This is a genomic window from Pseudomonas sp. Y5-11, assembly GCF_022368695.1.
GTDB lineage: Bacteria > Pseudomonadota > Gammaproteobacteria > Pseudomonadales > Pseudomonadaceae > Aquipseudomonas > Aquipseudomonas parakoreensis.
On the sequence record NZ_CP058974.1, the window covers coordinates 1875519 to 1900313 of the forward strand.

20 protein-coding genes are annotated in these 24795 nt (G+C 61.4%); 13 read left to right on the forward strand and 7 right to left on the reverse strand.

The window, feature by feature from the left end; genetic code table 11:
* Positions 1-26: 26 nt before the first annotated feature.
* The 4 genes from HXW87_RS08175 to HXW87_RS08190 all read left to right on the forward strand — a co-directional run bounded on the left by HXW87_RS08175 (position 27) and on the right by HXW87_RS08190 (position 5655).
* Positions 27-1472, forward strand: a complete 1446-nt coding sequence (locus HXW87_RS08175) for an aldehyde dehydrogenase family protein (RefSeq protein WP_239778735.1) — start codon at positions 27-29, stop codon at positions 1470-1472.
* Positions 1473-1631: 159 nt separating this feature from the next.
* A complete protein-coding gene (locus HXW87_RS08180; protein ID WP_095667497.1) occupies positions 1632-2996 on the forward strand; it encodes an MFS transporter in 1365 nt (454 codons plus the stop codon).
* Between the two features lie 11 nt (positions 2997-3007).
* Complete coding sequence (gene garD, locus HXW87_RS08185) at positions 3008-4561, forward strand: galactarate dehydratase (protein WP_121183706.1); 1554 nt, start codon at positions 3008-3010, stop codon at positions 4559-4561.
* Between the two features lie 152 nt (positions 4562-4713).
* Positions 4714-5655, forward strand: a complete 942-nt coding sequence (locus tag HXW87_RS08190; RefSeq protein WP_121183708.1) for an AEC family transporter — start codon at positions 4714-4716, stop codon at positions 5653-5655.
* A gap of 85 nt (positions 5656-5740) precedes the next feature.
* On the opposite strand, the gene HXW87_RS08195 is transcribed toward HXW87_RS08190, so the two are convergent.
* The 6 genes from HXW87_RS08195 to gatC form a co-directional block, all read right to left on the reverse strand.
* The gene (locus HXW87_RS08195; protein ID WP_007966091.1) at positions 5741-6118 is read right to left on the reverse strand and encodes a carboxymuconolactone decarboxylase family protein; all 378 of its coding nucleotides are present in this window, start codon (positions 6116-6118) and stop codon (positions 5741-5743) included.
* Positions 6115-7176 carry a calcium/sodium antiporter gene (locus tag HXW87_RS08200; RefSeq protein ID WP_047291277.1) on the reverse strand — a complete coding sequence of 354 codons (1062 nt, stop codon included), beginning with the start codon at positions 7174-7176 and terminating at the stop codon, positions 6115-6117. The genes HXW87_RS08195 and HXW87_RS08200 overlap by 4 nt, the downstream gene beginning before the upstream one ends.
* Before the next feature lie 46 nt (positions 7177-7222).
* On the reverse strand, positions 7223-7597 hold the full coding sequence (locus tag HXW87_RS08205) for a septal ring lytic transglycosylase RlpA family protein (protein WP_041072815.1): 375 nt from the start codon (positions 7595-7597) through the stop codon (positions 7223-7225).
* A 229-nt stretch (positions 7598-7826) separates the two neighbouring features.
* Positions 7827-9272, reverse strand: coding sequence for an Asp-tRNA(Asn)/Glu-tRNA(Gln) amidotransferase subunit GatB (gatB, locus tag HXW87_RS08210; RefSeq protein WP_103521629.1), 1446 nt, complete (start codon positions 9270-9272; stop codon positions 7827-7829).
* A 10-nt stretch (positions 9273-9282) separates the two neighbouring features.
* Complete coding sequence (gene gatA / locus HXW87_RS08215; protein ID WP_239778736.1) at positions 9283-10734, reverse strand: Asp-tRNA(Asn)/Glu-tRNA(Gln) amidotransferase subunit GatA; 1452 nt, start codon at positions 10732-10734, stop codon at positions 9283-9285.
* A gap of 16 nt (positions 10735-10750) precedes the next feature.
* Positions 10751-11038: an Asp-tRNA(Asn)/Glu-tRNA(Gln) amidotransferase subunit GatC gene (gene gatC / locus HXW87_RS08220; protein WP_003221657.1), complete on the reverse strand. Its 288-nt coding sequence runs from the start codon at positions 11036-11038 to the stop codon at positions 10751-10753.
* Between the two features lie 211 nt (positions 11039-11249).
* On the opposite strand from gatC, the gene mreB reads away from it, so the two are divergent.
* The 8 genes from mreB (at position 11250) to tldD (ending at position 22528) form a co-directional block, all read left to right on the forward strand.
* The gene (gene mreB / locus HXW87_RS08225) at positions 11250-12287 is read left to right on the forward strand and encodes a rod shape-determining protein MreB (RefSeq protein WP_002555108.1); all 1038 of its coding nucleotides are present in this window, start codon (positions 11250-11252) and stop codon (positions 12285-12287) included.
* A 177-nt stretch (positions 12288-12464) separates the two neighbouring features.
* Complete coding sequence (gene mreC, locus HXW87_RS08230) at positions 12465-13556, forward strand: rod shape-determining protein MreC (RefSeq protein ID WP_230679356.1); 1092 nt, start codon at positions 12465-12467, stop codon at positions 13554-13556.
* Complete coding sequence (gene mreD / locus HXW87_RS08235; protein ID WP_003221660.1) at positions 13556-14047, forward strand: rod shape-determining protein MreD; 492 nt, start codon at positions 13556-13558, stop codon at positions 14045-14047. The genes mreC and mreD overlap by 1 nt, the downstream gene beginning before the upstream one ends.
* 44 nt (positions 14048-14091) lie before the next feature.
* Positions 14092-14688 carry a Maf family protein gene (locus HXW87_RS08240; RefSeq protein WP_095667491.1) on the forward strand — a complete coding sequence of 199 codons (597 nt, stop codon included), beginning with the start codon at positions 14092-14094 and terminating at the stop codon, positions 14686-14688.
* A 58-nt stretch (positions 14689-14746) separates the two neighbouring features.
* The gene (gene rng, locus HXW87_RS08245) at positions 14747-16204 is read left to right on the forward strand and encodes a ribonuclease G (protein WP_007961585.1); all 1458 of its coding nucleotides are present in this window, start codon (positions 14747-14749) and stop codon (positions 16202-16204) included.
* A 75-nt stretch (positions 16205-16279) separates the two neighbouring features.
* Positions 16280-20083, forward strand: coding sequence for a YhdP family protein (locus tag HXW87_RS08250; RefSeq protein ID WP_239778737.1), 3804 nt, complete (start codon positions 16280-16282; stop codon positions 20081-20083).
* 137 nt (positions 20084-20220) lie between these two features.
* Positions 20221-21081 (forward strand): carbon-nitrogen hydrolase family protein, encoded by an 861-nt coding sequence (locus HXW87_RS08255; protein ID WP_047291290.1) that lies wholly within the window; start codon positions 20221-20223, stop codon positions 21079-21081.
* Between the two features lie 4 nt (positions 21082-21085).
* Positions 21086-22528 (forward strand): metalloprotease TldD, encoded by a 1443-nt coding sequence (gene tldD / locus HXW87_RS08260; RefSeq protein ID WP_007961588.1) that lies wholly within the window; start codon positions 21086-21088, stop codon positions 22526-22528.
* A 92-nt stretch (positions 22529-22620) separates the two neighbouring features.
* Here tldD and yjgA read toward each other — a convergent pair whose 3' ends face one another.
* Positions 22621-23145 carry a ribosome biogenesis factor YjgA gene (gene yjgA / locus HXW87_RS08265; protein ID WP_007961589.1) on the reverse strand — a complete coding sequence of 175 codons (525 nt, stop codon included), beginning with the start codon at positions 23143-23145 and terminating at the stop codon, positions 22621-22623.
* 102 nt (positions 23146-23247) lie between these two features.
* Here yjgA and pmbA point away from each other — a divergent pair, with 102 nt between their 5' ends.
* A complete protein-coding gene (pmbA, locus tag HXW87_RS08270) occupies positions 23248-24600 on the forward strand; it encodes a metalloprotease PmbA (RefSeq protein WP_239778738.1) in 1353 nt (450 codons plus the stop codon).
* Positions 24601-24795 lie beyond the last annotated feature (195 nt).

A 24795-nucleotide genomic window follows, 5' to 3' on the forward strand; every position in this document is an offset into this window, starting at 1 on the left:
AGGCTTTGAGATTTGAGGGCTGCCCTGTGACAACTGCAAAACGCTACGACAACTACATCAACGGTGAATGGGTCGCCGGTGCCGACTACTCGGCGAACATCAACCCGTCCGAACTGAGCGACACCATCGGCGACTACGCCAAGGCTGACCTGACGCAGGTTCACGCCGCCATCGATGCGGCCCGCGCCGCGTTCCCGACCTGGTCGGTTTCGGGCATTCAGGCCCGTCACGATGCGCTGGATAAAGTCGGCACGGAGATCCTCGCCCGTCGCGAAGAACTCGGTACCCTGCTGGCCCGCGAAGAGGGCAAGACCCTGCCCGAAGCCATCGGCGAAGTGACCCGCGCCGGCAACATCTTCAAGTTCTTCGCCGGTGAATGCCTGCGTCTGTCCGGCGACTACGTGCCGTCGGTACGCCCGGGCGTCAATGTCGAAGTCACCCGCGAAGCTCTCGGCGTGGTCGGTCTGATCACCCCGTGGAACTTCCCGATTGCCATCCCGGCATGGAAGATTGCTCCGGCGCTGGCCTACGGCAACTGCGTGGTGCTCAAACCTGCCGATCTGGTGCCAGGTTGTGCCTGGGCGCTGGCGGAAATCATCTCCCGCGCTGGCTTCCCGGCCGGCGTGTTCAACCTGGTGATGGGCAGCGGTCGGGTGGTCGGCGAAGCGCTGGTCAACAGCCCGAAAGTCGATGGCATCAGTTTCACCGGTTCGGTCGGCGTGGGTCGGCAGATCGCCGTTAATTGTGTGTCGCGCCAGGCCAAGGTTCAGCTGGAAATGGGCGGCAAGAACCCGCAGATCATTCTCGACGACGCCGACCTCAAGCAGGCGGTCGAGCTGTCGGTGCAGAGCGCGTTCTACTCCACCGGCCAGCGTTGCACGGCGTCGAGTCGTTTGATCGTCACTGCCGGGATTCATGACAAGTTCGTTGAAGCCATGGCCGAGCGCATGCAGTCGATCAAGGTCGGCCACGCGCTGAAATCCGGCACCGACATCGGCCCGGTAGTTTCCCAGGCGCAGCTGGAACAGGACATGAAGTACATCGACATCGGCCAGTCCGAAGGTGCACGTCTGGTCAGCGGCGGTGGTCTGGTGACCTGCGACACCGAAGGCTACTTCCTCGCGCCAGCGCTGTTTGCCGACAGCGAAGCGTCGATGCGCATCAGCCGTGAAGAAATCTTTGGCCCGGTGGCCAACATCGTTCGCGTGGCCGATTACGAGGCGGCGCTGGCGATGGCCAACGACACCGAGTTCGGTTTGTCCGCCGGTATCGCCACCACGTCGCTGAAGTACGCCAACCACTTCAAGCGCCATTCGCAGGCCGGGATGGTGATGGTCAACCTGCCGACCGCCGGTGTCGATTACCACGTTCCGTTCGGGGGCCGTAAGGGTTCATCCTATGGCTCACGTGAGCAAGGCCGCTATGCGCAAGAGTTCTACACGGTCGTGAAGACCAGCTACATCGGCTCCTGATACACGCAATACCTGTGGGAGCTGGCTTGCCAGCGATGCGGACGACGCGATAGTTCGTCGTACCGCGGTGATGCCATCGCTGGCAAGCCAGCTCCCACAAAAGCCAGACCAAAGAAAGATTCACCCGCGCATAAAAATAATCAGTGGGAGTACATCTACATGCAATCGTCCAAGCCGACTCACGTCCGCTATTTGATCCTGCTCATGCTGTTTCTGGTGACCACGATCAACTACGCCGACCGAGCGACCATCGCCATCGCCGGTTCCAGCCTGCAAAAAGACCTCGGTATCGACGCGGTCACCCTCGGTTATATCTTCTCCGCTTTCGGGTGGGCCTACGTTGCCGGACAGATTCCCGGTGGCTGGCTGCTCGATCGCTTCGGCTCGAAAAAAGTCTACGCCCTGAGCATTTTCACCTGGTCGCTGTTCACCGTGCTGCAAGGCTTTGTCGGTGAATTCGGCATGTCCACGGCGATCGTTGCGCTGTTCATGCTGCGCTTCCTGGTCGGTCTGGCGGAGGCGCCATCTTTTCCCGGTAACGCACGGATTGTCGCGGCCTGGTTCCCGACCGCTGAACGCGGTACGGCCTCGGCGATCTTCAACTCGGCGCAATACTTCGCCACTGTGCTGTTTGCACCGCTGATGGGCTGGATCGTGTATCGCTTCGGCTGGGAGCACGTGTTTATTGTCATGGGTATCCTCGGCATCATCTTCTCGCTGGTCTGGCTCAAGGTTATCCACAGCCCGCGTCAGCATCCGCTGGCCAACGAAGCCGAAGTGCAGTTCATCGCCGACAATGGCGGCATGGTCGACATGGACGTCAAGCAAGGCAAAAAAGCCGACGGGCCGAAGTGGGATTACATCCGTCAGTTGCTGACCAACCGCATGATGCTCGGCGTGTATCTGGGCCAGTACTGCATCAACGGCATCACTTATTTCTTCCTGACCTGGTTCCCGGTGTACTTGGTGCAGGAGCGCGGCATGACCATCCTCAAGGCCGGTTTCATTGCCTCGTTGCCGGCGATCTGCGGCTTTATTGGTGGGGTGCTCGGCGGGGTGATTTCCGATTACCTGCTGCGCAAAGGGCATTCGCTGACCTTCGCCCGCAAGGCGCCGATCATTGCCGGCTTGCTGGTATCGAGCAGCATCGTGGCCTGCAACTATGTTGACGTGGAATGGATGGTCGTTGGTTTCATGGCCCTGGCCTTCTTCGGCAAAGGCGTGGGCGCGCTGGGTTGGGCGGTGGTGTCCGACACTTCGCCAAAACAGATCGCTGGCCTGAGCGGCGGGTTGTTCAACACCTTCGGCAACCTCGCTTCGATTACCACGCCGATCGTGATCGGCTACATCATCAGCTCCACCGGTTCGTTCAAGTGGGCGCTGGTGTTCGTCGGTGCCAACGCACTGGTTGCGGTGTTCAGCTACCTGGTGATCGTCGGCCCGATCAAACGTGTGGTGCTCAAAGAGCCGCCAACCAACGGTGGTTCTGAAATCACTGGCAAATTGTCTCAAGCGCATTCCTGAGGAGCGGCGTCATGCAGTTGATTGAACATTCCGACTCGCCGCGCTACATCCGCCTGCACGAGCGGGACAACGTAGTGATTGTGGTCAACGACCAAGGCGTACCGGCCGGCACCGAGTTTCCGGACGGTCTGGTGACCGTGGATTTTGTGCCGCAGAGCCACAAGGTGACTCTTGAGGACATTCCCGAGGGCGGCCAGGTGATTCGCTACGGCCAGACCATCGGCTACGCGTTGCAGCCGATCCCGCGGGGCAGCTGGGTCAAGGAAGATCAACTGCGCATGCCGACTGCGCCGCCGCTGGACAGCCTGCCGCTGTCCACCGAAGTGCCGGCCGCGCAGGCACCGCTGGAAGGCTTCACGTTCGAGGGTTATCGCAACGCCGACGGCACCGTCGGCACGCGCAACATTCTCGGGATCACCACCACGGTGCAGTGCGTCACCGGCGTGCTCGATCACGCGGTGAAACGCATCAAGGACGAGTTGCTGCCGAAGTATCCGCACGTTGATGACGTGGTGGCGCTGACCCACAGTTACGGCTGCGGCGTGGCGATCACTGCCACCGATGCGTACATCCCGATCCGCACCGTGCGCAATCTGGCGCGCAACCCGAACCTGGGTGGCGAAGCGCTGGTGATCAGTCTGGGCTGCGAGAAATTGCAGGCCGGGCAGGTGATGCACGAGGACGATGCCTCGGTCGATCTCAGCGAGCCATGGCTGTATCGCCTGCAGGATTCCAGTCACGGTTTCACCGAGATGATCGAGCAGATCATGGCGCTGGCTGAAGTCCGTTTGCAGAAACTTGACCAGCGCCGCCGCGAAACCGTGCCGGCCTCCGAGCTGATACTCGGCATGCAGTGCGGCGGCAGCGATGCGTTTTCCGGGATCACCGCCAACCCGGCGTTGGGGTATGCCTCGGACTTGCTGCTGCGCGCCGGGGCGACGGTGATGTTTTCCGAAGTCACCGAAGTGCGCGATGCGATCTATCTGCTGACGTCCCGTGCCGAAACCAAGACCGTGGCGCAGGAACTGGTGCGCGAGATGGACTGGTACGACCGCTATCTGGCCAAGGGCGAAGCGGATCGCAGCGCCAATACCACGCCGGGCAACAAGAAGGGCGGTTTGTCGAACATTGTCGAAAAGTCGCTGGGCTCGATCGTCAAATCCGGCAGCAGCGCGATCAATGGCGTGCTCGGCCCTGGTGAGCGTTTCAAGCAGAAGGGTTTGATTTTCTGCGCGACGCCGGCGAGTGATTTTGTCTGCGGCACCTTGCAGTTGGCCGCGGGGATGAACCTGCATGTGTTCACCACCGGGCGGGGCACGCCGTATGGCCTGGCGATGGCGCCGGTGGTGAAGGTCTCGACCCGGACCGAGCTGGCGCAACGCTGGCCGGATCTGATCGACATCGATGCCGGACGTATCGCCACCGGGCGCGCGACCATCGAGGCGTTGGGCTGGGAGTTGTTCCACTATTACCTGGATGTGGCGAGCGGCAAGCAGCAGACATGGGCGGAGAAGCACAAGCTGCATAACGACATCACCCTGTTCAATCCGGCGCCGATTACCTGAGCCCAAAAAAGATCGCAGCCTGCGGCAGCTCCTACAGGGAAACGCGAATTCCACTGTAGGAGCTGCCGCAGGCTGCGATCTTTTGATCTTCAATGGCAACTCAGTGGCTTATCATTAGCCCCTGACGACGCTCACCCAAAGGCTCCCCCGGCATGCTGGCAATCTTCCTCGAAACCCTGAACATCACCGCGCCGGTGTTCGCCATGCTGTTCCTCGGGGTGTTGCTCAAGCGCATCGACTGGATCAACGACAACTTCATCCACACCGCCTCCTCGCTGGTGTTCAACGTCAGCATGCCGGCACTGCTGTTTCTCGGGATCCTGCATGCGGACCTGCATGCCGCGTTGCAACCGGCGCTGCTCATCTATTTCGCCCTCGCCACGCTGGTCAGTTTTGCCCTGGCCTGGGGCTGGGCGATTTTCCGCTGCCCGCGTGAAGACCGGGGCATCTACACCCAAGGCGCGTTTCGCGGCAACAACGGCGTGATCGGCCTGGCGCTGGCGGCGAGCATGTACGGCGACTACGGGATTTCCCTCGGGGCAATTCTCGCGGCGCTGGTGATCCTGTTCTACAACACCCTGTCGACAATCGTGCTGGCGGTGTACAGCCCGGTGATCAAGTCCGATCCGTGGAGCATCTGCAAAAGCGTGTTCAGCAATCCGCTGATTATCAGCGTGATCGCGGCGGCGCCGTTCGCTTATTTCAAGATCGGTCTGCCGGGCTGGCTGGAAACCTCCGGCCAGTACCTGGCGCAAACCACGCTGCCGCTGGCCCTGATCTGCATTGGCGGTACGCTGTCGCTGGCGGCGCTGCGCAAAAGCGGCAACATGGCGCTCAGCTCGAGTCTGGTGAAGATGATCGGCCTGCCGGTGATTGCCACGCTGGGCGCATGGCTGTGGGGCTTTCGCGGGGCGGAGCTGGGGATTCTGTTTCTGTACTTCGGCAGCCCGACCGCCGCCGCCAGTTTCGTTATGGCCCGTGCGGCGCAGGGCAACCATGAACTGGCGGCGGCGATCATTGTGCTGACCACGCTGATGGCGGCGGTGACCACCAATATCGGGATCTTTCTGTTGCAGTGGGGTGGGTGGATCTGAAGGGCAAGATCAAAAGATCGCAGCCTGCGGCAGCTCCTACATTGGAATGCGTTCTCATGTAGGAGCTGCCGAAGGCTGCGATCTTTTAGTTTTTCTGGTAACTGTCGATCACTTCCTGCGCCGCGCGAAACGCATCGATCGCTGCCGGTACGCCGGCGTACACCGCGCAATGCAGCAGCGCCTCACGAATCTCCTCGACCGTGCAGCCATTGTTCAACGCGCCACGTACGTGACCTTTCAATTCCTGCGGGCACTTCAACGCGGTCAGCGCGGCGAGGGTGATCAGGCTGCGAGTCTTCAGCGGCAAACCTTCGCGATTCCACACGCCGCCCCAGGCGTGTTCGTTGACGAAATCCTGCAAGGGTTGAGTGAACTCGGTGGCATTGCCCAGCGCGCGGTCGACAAACGCGTCGCCCATTACCTGACGGCGGATTTCAACCCCGGTTTTCTGCGAATCGGTCATGGCACATCCCTCTTGTGGTGTTGGCGGCGCCAAGCGCGTACGGACGTGAACAACAGAAACGCCAGCAGCGTTGGCAGCACGTAAAACAGCATCAGCTTTTCCAGTTTGCCGGCCAGTGGCATGCCGGTGGTGAACGACACCACGTGCAGCCCGTAGGCCGCGTACAAACCGAGCAACAACAAACCTTCAGCGCGGGTCACGCGATAGCCGGAATAGAACACCGGCAGGCACAACGCGGCGACGCCGAGCATCACCGGCAGGTCGAAATCCAGTGCGTTGGGCGAGACCGACAGCGGTGTCGGTGCGATCAGTGCGGTAACGCCGAGCACCCCGAGCAGGTTGAACAGGTTGGCGCCGATCACGTTGCCCACGGCGATATCGCGCTGCCCGCGCAGTGCGGCGATCAGCGAGGTGGCGAGTTCCGGCAGCGAGGTGCCGACCGCGACCACGGTCAGGCCGATCACCCGTTCGGAAAAACCCAAGTCCGTCGCCACCGCCACCGCTGCGCCGAGCAGCAAATGCCCGGCGAACACCAGCAGCGCCAGGCCGACAACGATCATCAACAGACTGCTGAACCACGGCACCTGCGGGGCTTGCGGCAATTGCGAATGCGGACGCGCCGAGTGCCGCGACTGGCGCAGCAACAAACTGAGGTACAACGCCAAAGCCGCAAGTAACAGTACGCCGTCGAAGCGACCGATCTGTTCGTTCCAGGCGAGGACAAACACCAGCACGCTGGCGCCGATCATCAGCGGAATATCCAGGCGCACCAGTTGCCGCGAGACCCGCAGCGGAATGATCAGCGCCGACAGACCAAGGGTCACGAGGATGTTGAAGATGCTGCTGCCGATCACGCTGCCGACGGCGATGTCGGGGTTGTGCGTCAGGGTCGCTTGCAGGCTGACCGCCATTTGCGGGGCGCTGCTGCCGAGGGCGACGATGGTCAGGCCGATGATCAGTGGTCGCACATGCAGGCGCGCGGCCAGACGCACAGCAGCGCGCACCATCAGTTCGGCGCCGAGGATCAACAGGATCAGGCCGCTGAGCAACTCGATCACGTTGATCAGCGGTAAATCGGCCAGAGCAAAAATGGTCAGCGCTCCATCAGTCGTCGAGGGCCTGTATGCGCACGCGTGCCGTGCCGCTGCCGAGCATGCCGAGGCGTTCGGCGGCTTCACGGGAGACATCGATCAAGCGGCCACGGGTGTGCGGGCCGCGATCGTTGATGCGCACAACGCAGGATTTGTCGTTTTTCAGGTTGGTGACCTTCACCCGCGTGCCGAACGGCAGTTGGCGATGGGCGGCGGTCAGGGAGTTCTGGTTGAACGCTTCGCCGCTGGCGGTGCGTTTACCGTGGTGTTTGGCACCGTAATAGGAAGCGACGCCAGTCTGGTCGTAACCGTGCGGGTCGATGATGTCGTTGCTGGCGCAACCGGCGAGCAAGGAGAGCAGGGCGCAGGCGCCGAGCAGGCGTTTCATTCGAAAGCTCCACAAAACAAATGTGGAAACAACACAATGTGGAGATCAGCGTCTGTGGCGAGGGGATTTATCCCCGATGAGGCGCGCAGCGCCCCCAAATTCCAGATACAGAAGAATCGGGGCCGTTTCGCAGCCCATCGGGGATAAATCCCCTCACCACAAAACCCCTTCAGCCATAGATTGTTCCCACAGGGGATGGAGCCAGGCTGTTTGTCTGGCTCCATTTTCATCAGCCTTCGAGCTTGCTTTTCAGCAGTTCGTTCACTTGCTGCGGGTTGGCTTTGCCTTTCGAAGCCTTCATGGCCTGACCGACGAAGAAGCCGAACATCTTGCCGCGTTTGGCTTCGTCTGCCGCGCGGTATTGTTCGACCTGCTCGGCGTTGGCCGCGAGCATTTCGTCCAGTACCGCCGAGATCGCGCCGGTGTCGGTCACTTGCTTGAGGCCGCGCTTGTCGATGATCTCGTCCGCCGTGCCTTCGCCGTTGGCCATCGCTTCGAACACCACTTTGGCGATCTTGCCGGAGATGGTGTTGTCCTTGATGCGCTGCAGCATGCCACCCAACAGCTCGGCAGAGACCGGCGAGTCCTCGATGTCCAGGCCTTGCTTGTTGAGCAGGCTGCCCAACTCGACCATCACCCAGTTCGCCGCCAGTTTGGCGTCGCCGCCGATGGCCGCGACTTTCTCGAAGTAATCCGCTTGCTCACGGCTGGTGGCCAGCACGTTGGCGTCGTAGGCCGACAGACCGAACTGGCTCTGGAAACGCTCGCGCTTTTGCGGTGGCAGTTCCGGCAGGGTGGCGCGCACCTCGCCGAGGAACGACTCTTCGATGACCACCGGCAGCAGATCCGGATCGGGGAAGTAACGGTAGTCGTTGGCTTCCTCTTTGGAACGCATCGGACGGGTCTCGTCCTTGTTCGGATCGTACAGACGGGTCTGCTGGATCACTTTGCCGCCGTCTTCGATCAGCTCGATCTGCCGCTGGATCTCGGAGTTGATCGCCTTCTCGATGAAGCGGAACGAGTTGACGTTCTTGATCTCGCAGCGGGTGCCGAATTCGACCTGGCCTTTCGGGCGGACCGACACGTTGCAGTCGCAACGCAGCGAGCCTTCGGCCATGTTGCCGTCGCAGATGCCCAGGTAACGCACCAGCGCGTGGATCGCTTTGACGTAAGCCACGGCTTCCTTGGCGCTGCGCATGTCCGGCTCGGAAACGATTTCCAGCAGCGGCGTGCCGGCACGGTTCAGGTCGATGCCGGTGGCACCATTGAATTCTTCGTGCAGGCTCTTGCCGGCGTCTTCTTCCAGGTGCGCGCGGGTGATGCCGACGCGTTTGACCGTGCCGTCTTCCAGGGCGATGTCCAGGTGGCCCTTGCCGACAATCGGCAATTCCATCTGGCTGATCTGATAACCCTTCGGCAGGTCCGGGTAGAAGTAGTTTTTACGCGCGAACACGTTGTGCTGACCGATCTCGGCGTCAATCGCCAGACCGAACATCACCGCCATGCGTACCGCTTCCTGGTTCAGCACCGGCAATACGCCGGGCATGCCCAGGTCGATCAGGCTGGCTTGGGTGTTCGGCTCGGAGCCGAACTGGGTGGAACTACCGGAAAAGATTTTCGACCGGGTAGTGAGCTGAGTGTGAATCTCCAGCCCGATCACGACTTCCCATTGCATGTGTGTCTCCTCAGAAGCCGGTTGGGGTGCGGGTGTGCCAGTCAGTGTTGAGCTGATACTGGTGCGCAATGTTGAGCAAACGGCCTTCCTGGAAATACGGCGCGAGCAACTGCACGCCCACCGGCAGACCGTCGACAAAACCGGCCGGCATCGACAGACCCGGCAGGCCCGCGAGGTTGGCGGTGATGGTGTAGACGTCTTCCAGATAGGCAGCGACCGGATCGCTGTTCTTTGCGCCGAGCTTCCAGGCCGGGTTCGGCGTGGTCGGGCCGAGGATGATGTCGACTTCATTGAAGGCCGCCATGAAGTCGTTCTTCACCAAGCGACGGATCTTCTGCGCTTTCAGGTAGTAGGCGTCGTAGTAACCGGCGGACAGCGCGTAGGCGCCGACCATGATCCGGCGCTGCACTTCAGGCCCGAAGCCTTCGCCACGCGAACGCTTGTACAGGTCGATCAGGTTTTCCGGGTTCTCGCAGCGATGGCCGAAGCGCACGCCGTCGAAACGCGACAGGTTCGAGGACGCTTCGGCCGGGGCGATCACGTAGTACGCAGGAATCGCGTGCTGCATGTTCGGCAGGCTGATTTCCTTGATCACGGCGCCGAGCTTCTGCAGCGCTTTGATGCTGTTCTGGATCAGTTCAGCGATGCGCGGGTCGAGACCGGCGCTGAAGTATTCCTTCGGCACGCCGATGCGCAGGCCTTGCAGCGAAGTGTTGAGACCCGCGGAGTAATCCGGAACCGGCTCATCGATGCTGGTGGAGTCGTTCTGGTCGAACCCGGCCATACCTTGCAACAAAATCGCGCAGTCTTCGGCGGTGCGCGCCAGCGGGCCGCCCTGATCGAGACTGGAGGCATACGCGATCATGCCCCAGCGCGATACGCGACCGTAGGTCGGTTTCAGGCCGGTGAGGTTGGTGAACGCGGCGGGCTGACGGATCGAACCTCCGGTGTCGGTGGCCGTGGCCGCCGGCAACAGGCGCGCGGCAACCGCCGCGGCCGAACCACCGGACGAACCGCCCGGTACGTGTTCCAGGTTCCACGGGTTTTTCACCGCGCCGTACCAGCTCGACTCGTTGGCCGAACCCATGGCGAACTCGTCCATGTTGGTCTTGCCCAGCGTCACGGCGCCGGCAGCCGCGAGTTTCGCAACCACGGTGGCGTCGTACGGGGCCTTGAAGTTGTCGAGCATTTTCGAGCCGCAGCTGGTGCGGATGCCCTGGGTGCAGAACAGGTCCTTGTGGGCGATCGGCGCGCCTAGCAGGGCGCCGCTCTCACCGTTGGCCCGGCGCGCGTCGGCGGCTTTCGCCTGCGCAAGCGCCAGCTCTTCGGTGAGGCTGATGAAGCTGTTGAGCTGCGGATCGAGCTGGGTAATACGCGCCAGCAGGACTTTGGTCAGCTCTTCGGAGGAAAACTTTTTATCGGCGAGACCGCGGGCGATCTCGGCCAGAGTCATTTGATGCATTGCAGGCTCTTTCCCTTTAGTCGATGACTTTCGGAACCAGATACAGGCCGTTTTCGACCGCTGGTGCGATGGACTGGTAAGCCTCGCGGTGATTGGTCTCGGTCACGACGTCGGCGCGCAGGCGCTGACTGGCTTCCAGCGGGTGGGCCAAAGGCTCGATACCGTCGGTATCGACGGCCTGCATTTCGTCGACCAGCCCGAGAATGCTGTTGAGGGCGGAAGTAATGTGCGGAAGATCGGCATCATTCAGGCCAAGGCAGGCCAGATGCGCGATTTTTTCCACGTCGGAGCGTTCTAGCGCCATCGGGATTCTCCAGTGGAAAACAGAACGGACGGCGTCCGTGTGTTAGATTGTCGGAACACTACCGCACTTCTACGGTCATAAGGCCGCGATTGTGGGGCTTGGTGCACAGAAAAGCGGCCAATTTAACATATTGGCGCCTTGCCCAAAATCCCTGTCGTTGTTAGAGTTTGCCGCACTTTTTTACCCACGCGTTGCCTAGGGTCCCTTTCCCATGTTCAAGAAACTGCGTGGCATGTTTTCCAGCGATCTCTCCATTGACCTGGGCACTGCCAACACCCTTATTTACGTGCGCGAGCGCGGTATCGTCCTGAATGAGCCATCGGTTGTGGCCATTCGGACACACGGTAACCAGAAAAGTGTCGTCGCTGTCGGCACCGAAGCCAAGCGCATGCTCGGCCGTACGCCGGGCAACATTGCTGCCATTCGTCCGATGAAGGACGGCGTGATTGCCGACTTCAGCGTCTGCGAAAAGATGCTGCAATACTTTATCAACAAGGTTCACGAAAACAGCTTTCTGCAGCCCAGCCCTCGTGTGCTGATCTGCGTTCCATGCAAATCCACCCAGGTCGAGCGTCGTGCCATCCGTGAATCGGCCCTTGGTGCCGGTGCCCGTGAAGTGTTCCTGATCGAAGAGCCGATGGCTGCTGCGATCGGTGCCGGCCTGCCGGTTGAAGAAGCCCGTGGCTCGATGGTCGTCGATATCGGCGGTGGTACCACCGAAATCGCGCTGATCTCCCTGAACGGTGTGGTCTACGCCGAATCCGTCCGCGTGGGCGGCGACCGCTTCGACGAAGCGATCATCACCTACGTGCGCCGTAACTACGGCAGCCTGATCGGTGAATCGACGGCCGAGCGCATCAAGCAGGAAATCGGTACAGCCTACCCGGGCGGCGAAGTTCGCGAAGTCGACGTTCGCGGTCGCAACCTGGCCGAAGGCGTTCCACGCGCATTCACCCTGAACTCCAATGAAGTGCTGGAAGCTCTGCAAGAGTCCCTGGCAACCATCGTTCAGGCCGTGAAAAGCGCCCTGGAGCAGTCGCCGCCAGAACTGGCTTCCGACATCGCCGAGCGTGGTCTGGTGCTGACCGGTGGGGGCGCGCTGCTGCGTGACCTCGACAAGTTGCTGGCTCAGGAAACCGGTCTGCCGGTGATCGTTGCCGAAGACCCGCTGACCTGCGTTGCTCGCGGCGGTGGCCGTGCATTGGAAATGATGGACAAGCACACCATGGACCTGCTCTCCAGCGAATAAGCGCTGGGTTGCAATACGTGGGTGAGCGCACAGGCAGCACTTTGCAGTGCTGCCTGTTGGCGTTTATCTTCTGTCAGTCTTCATCCAGGCCGGTTTGATGCCGTATGAATAAACAGAACATTTGCCTGGGAGGAGCGGCTTATTAAACCGCTTTTCGCCAAGGGCCCTTCGTTGGGCGTGCGCCTGTTGGTGCTGGCCGTGCTGTCGATCGCGCTGATGGTGGTCGATGCCCGCTTTGACCTGCTCAAGCCTGCGCGCAAGCAAGCGTCGCTGGTGCTGATGGATGCCTACTGGATCACCGACCTGCCCGGCCGGTTGTGGGACGGTGTCGCCAGTCAGTTTGGCAGTCGCACCGAGCTGGTCGCCGAAAACGAAAAACTCAAGACCGAGAACCTGCTGTTGCAGGGCCGCATGCAAAAGCTCGCCGCTCTCACCGAGCAGAACGTGCGGCTGCGCGAGTTGCTCAATTCCTCCGCACTGGTCAACGAAAAGGTCGAAGTGGCCGAGTTGATCGGCATGGACCCCAATCCCTTCACCCATCGCATCATCATCAATAAGGGTGAGCGCGATGGCGTGGTGCTCGGTCAGCCGGTGCTCGATGCGCGCGGTCTGATGGGCCAGGTGGTCGAGTTGATGCCGTACACCTCCCGCGTGCTGCTGCTGACCGACACCACGCACAGCATTCCTGTCCAGGTGAACCGTAACGGTCTGCGGGCGATTGCCAGCGGCACCGGCAACCCGGAACGTCTGGAACTGCGCCACGTCGCCGACACCGCTGACATCAAGGAAGGCGATCTGCTGGTCAGCTCCGGTCTCGGGCAACGCTTCCCGGCCGGCTATCCGGTGGCAACGGTCAAGGAAGTCATCCACGACTCCGGTCAGCCTTTCGCGATTGTCCGTGCGGTGCCGACCGCTGCGTTGAACCGCAGCCGTTATCTGCTGCTGGTATTCAGCGACAACCGCACCGCCGAAGAGCGCGCCAACGATGCGGCGCAGGCTCAGGAAAATCTTGATGCGCAGGGCGGTGGACCGGTGATTCCGGCCACGGTGCCGAAAACCGTGACACCGCCTGCAGCGGTGACTGCGCCGGCCGCGACCGCCACGCCGGCAGTCAGTGCTACGCCGGCCAAACCGGTCGCCAGCAAGCCGCCTGCCAAACCAACTGCAGCCACGCCCGCGAATAGCCGGCCTGCAGCGTCCCAGCCGGCGGTTCGACCAGCGGCCAAACCGCCTGTCACCACGCCGGCCAACACCGGGAGACAAGAATAATGGTCGGGGCTACCGCTTCGCGTAACGGTTGGATGGTCTGGCTGACGTTTCTCATCGGCCTGCTGCTCAGTGTGTCGCCGATGCCGCAATTCATGGAGATCCTGCGCCCGCTGTGGCTGGCGCTGCTCCTGGCGTTCTGGGCTCTGGCCCTGCCGCAAACGGTCGGCATGGTTACCGCGTTTTGCCTGGGACTGGCCGAAGACGTGCTGTACGGCACGCTGCTTGGGCAGAACGCGTTGATCCTGACGCTGATCACCTTCCTGGTGCTGTCGTTGCAGCAGCGTCTGCGGATGTTCCCGATGTGGCAGCAATGCCTGGTGATCCTGGTGATCTTCGGCCTCGCTCAGCTGGTTCAACTGTGGCTCAGCGCCCTGACCGGCAACCGCCAGCCAACGCTGGCACTGGTACTGCCGGCACTGACCAGCGCGTTGCTCTGGCCTTGGGTCAGCTTCGCTTTGCGTGGATTGCGCCGACGCTACAAAATCAACTGATTCGGTCAGGCATGTGCCCGCACCTCGACAAGGGAGATGTCTTGATGAAGCCGCTTTACCTCGCCTCTGGTTCGCCGCGCCGGCGTGAATTGCTCACGCAGATCGGCGTGCCGTTCTCCGCCATCAGCGCGGAAATCGACGAAACCCCGCTTGCCGAAGAATTGCCTTCGGCCTATGTCGAGCGCCTGGCGCGTGGCAAGGCCGAGGCCGGTCGACGCGCGCTCGCCTGCGACGCGGCGTTTTGCGTACTGGGGGCGGACACTGCCGTGGTCCTCGACGATAAAATTCTTGGCAAACCGGTGGACGAAGCCGACGCATGCGCCATGCTGATGATGTTGTCCGGCAAAGAGCATGAAGTGCTGACCGCCATCGCTGTGCTGGACGGCCAGCGTTGCGAGTCGCGCGTGGTGCGCAGTCTGGTGCGCTTTCGCCCGATCAGCCGCGAAGAGGCGGCGGCCTACTGGGCCAGTGGCGAACCTCGGGACAAGGCCGGCGGTTATGGCATTCAGGGCCTCGGCGCGGTGTTTGTCGCCGGGCTCAATGGCAGCTATTCGGCGGTGGTCGGGTTGCCGGTTTGCGAAACCGCAGAACTGTTGGGCCATTTCGGCATACCCTGTTGGCAAAACCTGAACGCGCAATGAGCGTCGTATGGATCAAGATGCGGCCATTATCGTGAACATGCCTGAACGAGACCCTGCCATGAGTGAAGAGATTCTGATCAACATCACGCCGATGGAATCGCGCGTGGCGGTGGTCGAAAACGGTGTGCTGCAAGAAGTCCACGTCGAGCGCACGCAAAAACGCGGGATCGTCGGCAACATCTATAAAGGCAAGATCGTCAGGGTGCTGCCGGGCATGCAGGCGGCATTTGTCGATATCGGTCTGGACCGTGCGGCATTCATTCACGCCTCGGAAATCTCCCTGCGCGAAGGCCCGGCGGTGGAAAGCATCAGCGCGCTGGTGCACGAAGGGCAGAGCCTGGTGGTACAGGTCACCAAGGACCCGATCGGTTCCAAAGGCGCGCGCTTGACCACGCAGCTGTCGATTCCGTCGCGCTATCTGGTGTACATGCCGCGCACCGCCCATGTCGGCATTTCCCTGAAGATCGAGGACGAAGCCGAGCGCGAGCGCCTCAAGCAGGTGGTCAGCGATTGCGTGGCCAAGGAAGGGATCAAGGAGGCTGGCGGCTTCATCCTGCGTACCGCCGCCGAAGGCGCCGGGGCCGATGAAATCCTCATGGACATCCGCTACCTGCGGCGCCTGTGGGACCAGATCAACGCGCAGATCCAGACCATCGGCGCACCGAGTGTCATCTACGAAGACCTCGGTCTGGCGCTGCGTACCCTGCGCGATCTGGTCAGCCCGAAGATCGAGAAGATCCGTATCGACTCCCGGGAAACCTTCCAGAAAACCACACAGTTTGTCGCCGAACTGATGCCGGAAATCGCCGATCGTCTGGAACACTACCCGGGCGAGCGGCCGATTTTCGACCTGTATGGCGTCGAAGACGAAATCCAGAAAGCCCTCGAGCGCAAAGTGCCGCTCAAGTCCGGCGGCTATCTGGTGGTCGATCCGGCGGAAGCCATGACCACCATCGACGTTAACACCGGCGCGTTTGTAGGCCATCGCAACCTTGAAGAAACCATCTTCAAGACCAACCTCGAAGCCGCCACCGCGATTGCCCGGCAGATGCGCCTGCGCAATCTGGGCGGGATCATCATCATCGACTTCATCGACATGGAAGATGAAGAACATCAGCGCCAGGTGCTGCGCACCCTGGAGAAACAGCTCGAACGTGATCACGCCAAGACCAACATCATTGGCATCACCGAGTTGGGCCTGGTGCAGATGACCCGCAAACGTACCCGCGAAAGTCTCGAGCAAGTGCTGTGCGAGCCGTGCAGCAGTTGCCAGGGCCGGGGCAAGTTGAAGACCCCGGAAACCATCTGTTACGAGATTTTCCGCGAAATTCTGCGTGAAGCCCGGGCCTATCAGGCTGAGGGTTATCGGGTGTTGGCGAACCAGAAAGTAGTGGACCGTTTGCTCGATGAAGAGTCCGGTAACGTCGCCGAGCTTGAAGGGTTCATCGGTCGCACCATACGCTTTCAGGTCGAAACCATGTATTCCCAGGAACAATATGATGTGGTGCTGCTCTGATCCCCTGCGGCACATTTAATCCACAACGGCTGGCCTCAGCTTTTCGCAGTTTTTTCGCCATGGGAGCCAACTGACATGGAGCGTCTGACACGCATTTTGGCCGCACTCACCCGCTGGGGACTGGGCCTGTGCGCGTTGGTTCTGGTGCTGTTGGCGTTGTACGTCAGCCTCGGTCGGGAATTGACGCCGCTGGTGGCGGAGTACCGTACCGACATCGAAGACAAGGCCAGTGCCGCGCTCGGCATACCGTTGCAGATCGGCGAACTGGAAGGTGACTGGAGCGGATTTGCACCGATCCTGCTGGCCCATGACGTGATGGTCGGTGACGGCACGAATGCCTTGCGTCTGGACCGGGTACGTGCGGTGCCGGATCTCTGGGGCAGCCTGCTGGCGCGCGAAGTGCGTATCGCCCATCTGGAATTGAACGGTCTGAAAATCAGCGTCAAGGAAGCGCAGGACGGTAGTTGGTCGCTGGAAGGCCTGCCGGTGCAGAACGACCAGCCGCTTGATCCCGAACAACTGTTCAAGCGCTCGCAGATCGTTCAGCAATTGTCGGTGCTCGACAGTCAGGTGACCGTGCAGCCGCTGGACCATGCGCCGATGACCTTCACCTACGTCGGCCTCAACCTGAAAACCGGCAGCAGCCGGCAGCGCCTCGACGCTCGTCTGACTTTGCCCGACGGGCAGCCGATGGCGATGAGCCTGCGTACACGGATTCGCCCCTCCCGACTGCCGGACAGCTCGGTGGAAGGCTATGTCAGCCTGCCGCAAAGCGACTGGTCGAAGTGGCTGCCCGAGCGTTTGACCCAGCAATGGAATTTTTCCGAGGTCAAGGCGGGCGGCGAGCTGTGGGTGAACTGGAACGACGGCGCCCTGCAAAGCGCCGCTGTCCGTTTGAACGCACCGCAGGTGACCGGCGCTTATGCCGAGCGCAAGCCGATCAAAATCAGCAATCTGGCGCTCAATGGCTATTACCAGCGCGACGATGACGGCGCGACCGTTACGCTCGATTCGCTGGCGATGAGTTTTGGCGAAACCCGCTGGGAAACTCACGTGCAGCTCAAGCAGACGGCAGCCACTGATACAGTCGACGAGCTGTGGCATCTGCAGGCTGACCGCCTCGATTTGCAGCCGATCACCCCGTTGCTGAATGCACTGGGGCCGCTGCCTGAAGGCTTCGCCACTGTTGTCGATCACCTGAAAGTGACCGGCGGGTTGCGCAACGTGTTGCTGGATTTTCGCCCGAACGCTACCGATGGCTCGAAATTCGGCTTCGCGGCCAATCTGGATAAAGTCGGGTTCGACGCCTATCACGGTGCCCCGGCGGCGCGGAACGTCAGTGGCAGCCTCAGCGGCAACCTTGACGGCGGCGAGCTGCGCCTGGACAGCAAGGATTTCGTCCTGCACCTCGATCCGATCTTCGCCAAGCCGTGGCAATACATTCAGGCCAATGCCCGACTGACCTGGAAGCTCGATAAAGAAGGTTTCACCCTGATCGCGCCTTACCTGAAAGTGCTGGGCGAGGAGGGCAAGATTGCCGGCGATTTCCTGATCCGCCTGCACTTCGATCATAGCCAGGAAGACTACATGGATCTGCGCGTCGGGCTGGTCGATGGCGACGGTCGCTACACCGCCAAATACCTGCCCGAAGTCTTGAGTCCGGCCCTCGACGAGTGGCTGCGCACGGCGATCCTCAAAGGCGCGGTGGACCAGGGGTTTTTCCAGTACCAGGGTTCGCTGAGCAAAAATGCCAAGGATGTCGATCGCAGCATCAGCCTGTTCTTCAAGGTGCATGACGCCGAGCTGGCGTTCCAGCCAGGCTGGCCGCACGTGAGCAAGGTCAGTGGCGACGTGTTCATCGAGGACAGCGGTGTGCGCATCGTGGCCGACAAGGGGCAGTTGCTCGACACCCAGGTCAGCGATGTTTTCGTCAATATTCCTCATGTCCCGGCGGGGCAGCATACGCATCTGTTCCTCGACGGCGGGTTTGCCGGTGGATTGGGCGATGGCCTGAAAATTCTCCAGACCGCGCCGATCGGCACTGGCGAAACGTTTGCCGGCTGGGAAGGCGAGGGCGATCTGCAGGGCAAGGTCAAACTCGATATCCCGCTGGAAAAGGGCGATTTGCCGAAGATCCTCGTCGACTTCAAGACTGCCAATGCGCGCTTGAAACTGGCGGAGCCGAAACTGGAGCTGAGCCAGCTCAAAGGCGATTTCCGTTTCGACAGCGCCAAGGGGTTGAGTGGGCAGAACATCGCCGCCAAGGCTTTTGACAAGCCGGTGACCGCGCAGATTTTCGCTGATGGCAGCCCGGGCAAGCTCAAGACGCGGGTCTCGGCTTCCGGGCAGGTCGAGGTCAAGAAACTCACTGACTGGCTGGGCGTGACTCAGCCGTTGCCGGTGTCTGGGACCCTTCCCTATCAGTTGCAGGTCAACCTGGACGGCACCGACAGTCAACTGACGGTCAACTCCAGCATGAAAGGCGTCGCGGTGGATCTGCCGGCGCCGTTCGGCATGTCGGCCCAGCAAGGGCGTGACACGGTGTTCCGCATGAGCTTGCAAGGTCCGGAGCGGCGTTTTTGGGTCAGTTACGATCAACTGGCCAGCTTCACCTTCGCCGCACCGCCGAGCAGTTTCGCCGATGGTCGTGGCGAGCTGTTTCTCGGAACTGGCGACGCAGTCCTGCCGGACGCCAAAGGCCTGCGCATTCGCGGTGTGCTGTCGGAGCTGGACGTCGCGCCGTGGCAGGACCTGGTCAATAAATACGCCGGTAACGACCCGGGTGGCAGCGCCAAGCAATTACTCAACAGTGCCGACTTCAAGGTGGGCAAGCTCACCGCATTCGGCACCACCCTCGACCAGGCGGCAGTTCAGGTCAATCGCAAACCGTGGGCGTGGAATCTGGCACTCGACAGCCAGCAGGCCAAAGGCTCGGCCAGTCTTCCCGATGCCAAGGGCGCGCCGATCGCGGTCAATCTGCAATACGTGCGGCTGCCGGCACCGGATCCGACGGTGCAGGCCGACGAGAACTCGCCTGATCCGCTGGTTTCCGTCGACCCGACGAAGATTCCCGCGCTGGACATCACCATCAATCAATTGTTTCTCGGCGCGGATCTGGTGGGCGGCTGGTCGCTCAAGGTACGGCCGACGGCCAAAGGTCTCGCCCTGAACAATATGGACATGGGCCTCAAGGGCATCCTGTTGCAAGGCAATGGCGGCTGGGAAGGCACCCCGGGCTCGACCAACAGCTGGTTCAAAGGCCGGGCCAGCGGCAAAAACCTCGCCGATGTACTGAAGGGCTGGGGTTTTGCGCCGAGCGTGACCAGCGAAGAATTCCACATGGACGTCGATGGCCGCTGGCCGGGATCGCCGGCGTGGCTGGCGACCAAGCGTTTCTCCGGCACGCTGGATGCCTCGCTGAATAAAGGTCAGTTCGTTGAAGTGGAGGGCGGCGCGCAGGCGTTGCGGGTGTTCGGTCTGCTCAACTTCAATTCCATTGGTCGCCGTCTGCGTCTGGACTTCTCCGACTTGTTTGGCAAAGGCTTGAGCTACGACCGGGTCAAGGGTTTGTTGGTGGCCAATAACGGCGTGTATGTCACCCGCGAGCCGATTCGGCTGACCGGTCCTTCAAGCAATCTTGAGCTGGACGGTACGCTGGATCTGGTTGGCGATCAGGTCGATGCAAAATTGCTGGTGACCTTGCCGGTGACCAACAATCTGCCGATCGCCGCGCTGATTGTCGGCGCGCCAGCGGTCGGCGGGGCATTGTTCCTTATCGACAAGCTGATCGGTGACCGCGTGGCACGCTTCGCCAGCGTCAAATACACCGTCAAGGGCCCATGGAAAGAGCCGAAAATCACCTTCGACAAGCCTTTTTGAGTAGCATGAGGCTTTTCCCCGTGCAGGAGCTGCCGCAGGCTGCGATCTTTTGATGTGGTTTTTAAAAGCAAAATCAAAAGATCGCAGCCTGCGGCAGCTCCTGCAGTGATAAGTGGACTCCCTGTCAGGAAGCGGCCATGTCTTTAGCGGTGATTCAAATGGTCAGCCAGAGCGATGTGCTGGCCAATCTGGCGCAGGCCCGACGCCTGCTTGAGCAGGCGGCAACCGGCGGCGCGAAGCTGGCAGTGCTGCCGGAAAACTTCGCCGCCATGGGTCGTCGTGACATTGCCGACATCGGCAGGGCCGAAGCGCTCGGTGAAGGCCCGATCCTGCCATGGTTGAAACAGACCGCTCGCGACCTCAAGTTATGGATAGTTGCCGGCACCTTGCCGTTGCCGCCGCTCGGGCAACCGGACGCCAAGTCTCACGCCTGCTCGCTGTTGGTCAATGATCAGGGTGAAACCGTTGCACGGTATGACAAGTTGCACCTGTTCGATGTCGATGTGGCGGACAATCGCGGGCGGTATCGCGAATCCGATGACTATGCTTATGGCAGTGGCGTCGTGGTGGCGGACACACCGGTCGGCCGAGTCGGCCTGACCGTGTGCTACGACCTGCGCTTTCCGGAGTTGTACAGCGAATTGCGCGCTGCCGGTGCCGAGTTGATCACCGCCCCGTCGGCCTTCACCGCTGTGACCGGTGCGGCGCACTGGGAGGTGCTGATTCGCGCACGGGCCATCGAGACCCAGTGTTATGTATTGGCGGCAGCGCAGGGCGGGACTCACCCGGGACCGCGTGAAACCTTCGGTCATGCGGCAATTGTCGACCCGTGGGGCCGGGTGCTGGCGCATCAGGATCAAGGCGAGGCGGTGCTGTTGGCCGCGCGCGACAGTGACGAACAAGCGTCTATCAGGGCGCGAATGCCAGTGACGAGTCATCGGCGGTTTTTCTCGCAGGGCGCCCAGCGGCCTGCTTCAGAACATGAATTTAAGGCGTAAACCTATGAGCGAGTTGTTGTCCTCAGTCAGTGATCACCTGTTGGCGCCCGGCGGCGTGACCATCGAGAGCCTGCAAGGCGTGCTCGGCGATCTGGCCGGCCCGGGGATCGATGCGGCCGACCTGTATTTCCAGGGCCAGATCTCCGAGTCGTGGTCGCTGGAAGACGGTATCGTCAAGGAAGGCAGCTTCAACCTCGACCAGGGCGTTGGCGTGCGTGCGCAGTCCGGTGAGAAAACCGGTTTTGCCTACAGCAACGCGATCACGCTTGAAGCCCTTGGTGCGGCGGCGCGTGCTGCGCGTTCGATCTCCCGCGCCGGGCAGAACGGCACGGTGCAGGCCTTCAGCACTCAGGATGTCGCACAGCTGTACGCGCCGGACAATCCGCTGGAAGTGCTGAGCCGCGCCGAGAAAGTCGAGCTGCTCAAGCGCATCGACGTCGCTACCCGCGCCCTTGATCCACGGATTCAACAGGTCAGCGTGAGCATGGCCGGGGTCTGGGAACGGATTCTGGTGGCGTCCACCGACGGTGGCCTGGCTGCTGACGTGCGTCCGCTGGTGCGTTTCAACGTCAGCGTGATCGTCGAGCAGAATGGCCGTCGCGAGCGCGGCGGGCATGGCGGTGGCGGGCGTACCGATTACCGCTATTTCCTCGCCGAAGACCGCGCCATGGGCTACGCCCGCGAAGCGCTGCGCCAGGCGCTGGTGAACCTGGAAGCGATTCCGGCACCGGCCGGCACCTTGCCTGTCGTCCTCGGTTCGGGTTGGTCCGGCGTGCTCCTGCACGAAGCGGTCGGCCACGGTCTGGAGGGGGATTTCAACCGCAAGGGCAGTTCGGCCTACAGCGGGCGAATGGGTGAAATGGTCGCTTCCAAACTCTGCACCATTGTCGATGATGGCACGTTGAGCGGCCGTCGCGGTTCGCTGAGCGTCGATGACGAAGGCACTCCGACCGAGTGCACCACGCTGATCGAGAACGGTGTACTCAAGGGTTACATGCAGGACAAGCTCAACGCGCGCCTGATGGGGGTAGCCCGTACCGGCAACGGTCGTCGTGAGTCATACGCGCATCTGCCGATGCCGCGCATGACCAACACCTACATGCTCGGTGGCGAAAGCGATCCGGCGGAAATCATCGCATCGGTGAAGAAAGGCATCTACTGCGCCAACCTCGGCGGCGGTCAGGTTGACATCACCAGCGGCAAGTTCGTGTTCTCCACCAGCGAGGCGTACCTGATCGAGGACGGCAAGATTACCGCACCGGTCAAGGGCGCGACGTTGATCGGCAACGGCCCCGAGGCGATGAGCCGGGTGTCGATGGTCGGTAACGATCTGGCACTGGACAGCGGTGTGGGCACGTGCGGCAAGGACGGGCAGTCGGTACCGGTGGGTGTCGGTCAGCCGACGCTGAAGATCGATGCGATTACCGTGGGGGGCACGGGCGCATAAAAAAACAGCTGTAGGAGCTGCCGCAGGCTGCGATCTTTGTTTTTACAAGATCAAAAGATCGCAGCCTGCGGCAGCTCCTACAGGGGCGAATCTCAACGCAGACCGCGTTGCGTATCGTCCAGCTCACGGATGTACTTGAAGATCTTGCGGCTGGAAGCAGGAGGTTTGTTGTGTGCAACCTCGTGCTGAGCCTGACGGATCAGCGAACGCAGTTGCTGGCGATCGGCATCGGGGTATTCGACGACGAATTTCTCCAGCACGGCATCGTCACCGGCGATCAGCCGGTCACGCCAGCGTTCGAGGTTGTGGAAACGCTCGTTGTACTGACGGGTGGAGGCATCGAGTTGATCGAGCAGGACCAGAATCGCGTCAGTGTCCTGATCGCGCATCAGTTTGCCGATGAACTGCAGGTGCCGTTTACGCGCGATGTTCGCGGTGTGCTTCGGCGCATCGGCCAGGGCCCGGCGCAGAGCGTCGGTCAATGGCAGTTTTGCCTGCAAGTCGGGCTTGAGTGTTGTAAGGCGCTCGCCAAGGTCAACCAGAGCATGCAGCTCGCGTTTGACCTGAGATTTGCTTTTTTCTCCCGTATCGAGGGAGTCGTCGTAAGAATCAACCATGGTGGCAGTCCGCAAAGAAACGCCGCCATGATAACCAGTCGGGGGCCGCTTGTCCGGCCCGGTCGCTCGATGACCCCAGCCGAAAGCAGAATTTGAGTGGAGATGAGCATGAGTGCAGTTCAAAGCGTCGGCCCGCAAGCATTGCCGGCACTGCAGGAACAGGTCGAGCAGATCATCGCCGAAGCCAAGCGTCAGGGCGCCAGTGCCTGCGAAGTCGCGGTGTCGCTGGAGCAGGGTTTGTCGACCTCGGTGCGCCAGCGTGAGGTCGAGACGGTCGAGTTCAATCGCGACCAGGGCTTTGGCATCACCCTGTACGTCGGCCAGCGCAAAGGCTCGGCCAGCACCTCCGCCACCGGGCCGGATGCGATTCGTGAAACCGTTGCTGCCGCACTGGCGATCGCCAAACACACCTCTGAAGACGAAGCCTCGGGCCTCGCCGATGCCGCGTTGATGGCCAGGGAGGTGCAGGATTTCGACCTGTTCCACGAATGGGACATCACCCCGGAGCAGGCGATCGAGAAGGCGTTGCTCTGTGAAGCGGCGGCGTTCGACGCCGATGCGCGAATCAAGAACGCCGACGGCACCACCCTCAGCACCCATCAGGGCTGCCGTGTGTATGGCAACAGCCACGGTTTCATCGGCGGCTACGCGTCGACCCGGCACAGCCTGAGCTGCGTGATGATCGCCGAAGCTGATGGCCAGATGCAGCGCGATTACTGGTATGACGTCAATCGTCAGGGCAGCCTGCTGGCGGATCCGGTGAGCATCGGCCAGCGTGCCGCGCAACGGGCCGCGAGTCGTCTGGGCGCGCGTCCGGTGCCGACCTGCGAAGTGCCGGTGCTGTTTTCCGCCGAGCTGGCGGGCGGGTTGTTCGGCAGCTTCCTGTCGGCGGTGTCTGGCGGCAGTCTGTATCGCAAATCGTCGTTCCTCGAAGGCACGCTGGGGCAGAAGCTGTTTCCGGAATGGCTGACCATCGATGAGCGTCCACATCTGATGCGCGCCATGGGCAGTGCGTCCTACGACGGTGATGGTCTGGCCACCTACGCCAAACCGTTCGTCGAGAAGGGCGAGTTGGTTTCGTACATCCTCGGCACGTACTCCGGGCGCAAACTCGGCATGCCAAGCACCGCCAACGCGGGGGGCGTGCATAACCTGTTCGTGACGCATGGTGATGAAGATCAGGCAGCGCTGCTGCGTCGTATGGGCCGTGGGCTGCTGGTTACCGAGTTGATGGGGCATGGCTTGAACATGGTCACTGGCGATTATTCGCGTGGTGCGGCGGGTTTCTGGGTCGAGAACGGCGAAATCCAGTTCGCGGTGCAGGAAGTGACCATCGCCGGCAACATGCGTGACATGTTCAAGCAGATCGTCGCCGTCGGTAATGATCTGGAGCTGCGCAGCAATATTCGCACGGGCTCTGTGTTGATTGAGCGGATGACGGTGGCGGGCAGCTAAGCTCCCATCTTCACAAAAAAGGCGCGCCATCCATCCGGATGGCGCGCCTTTTTCATGTCCGCCCTGTAGGAGCTGCCGTAGGCTGCGATCTCTTGATCTTGTGTGTGAAAGCAAAATCAAAAGATCGCAGCCTGCGGCAGCTCCTACAAAGGCACTCTTGTTTTGGTTCTCATTATCATCTAATAATTAATCTCA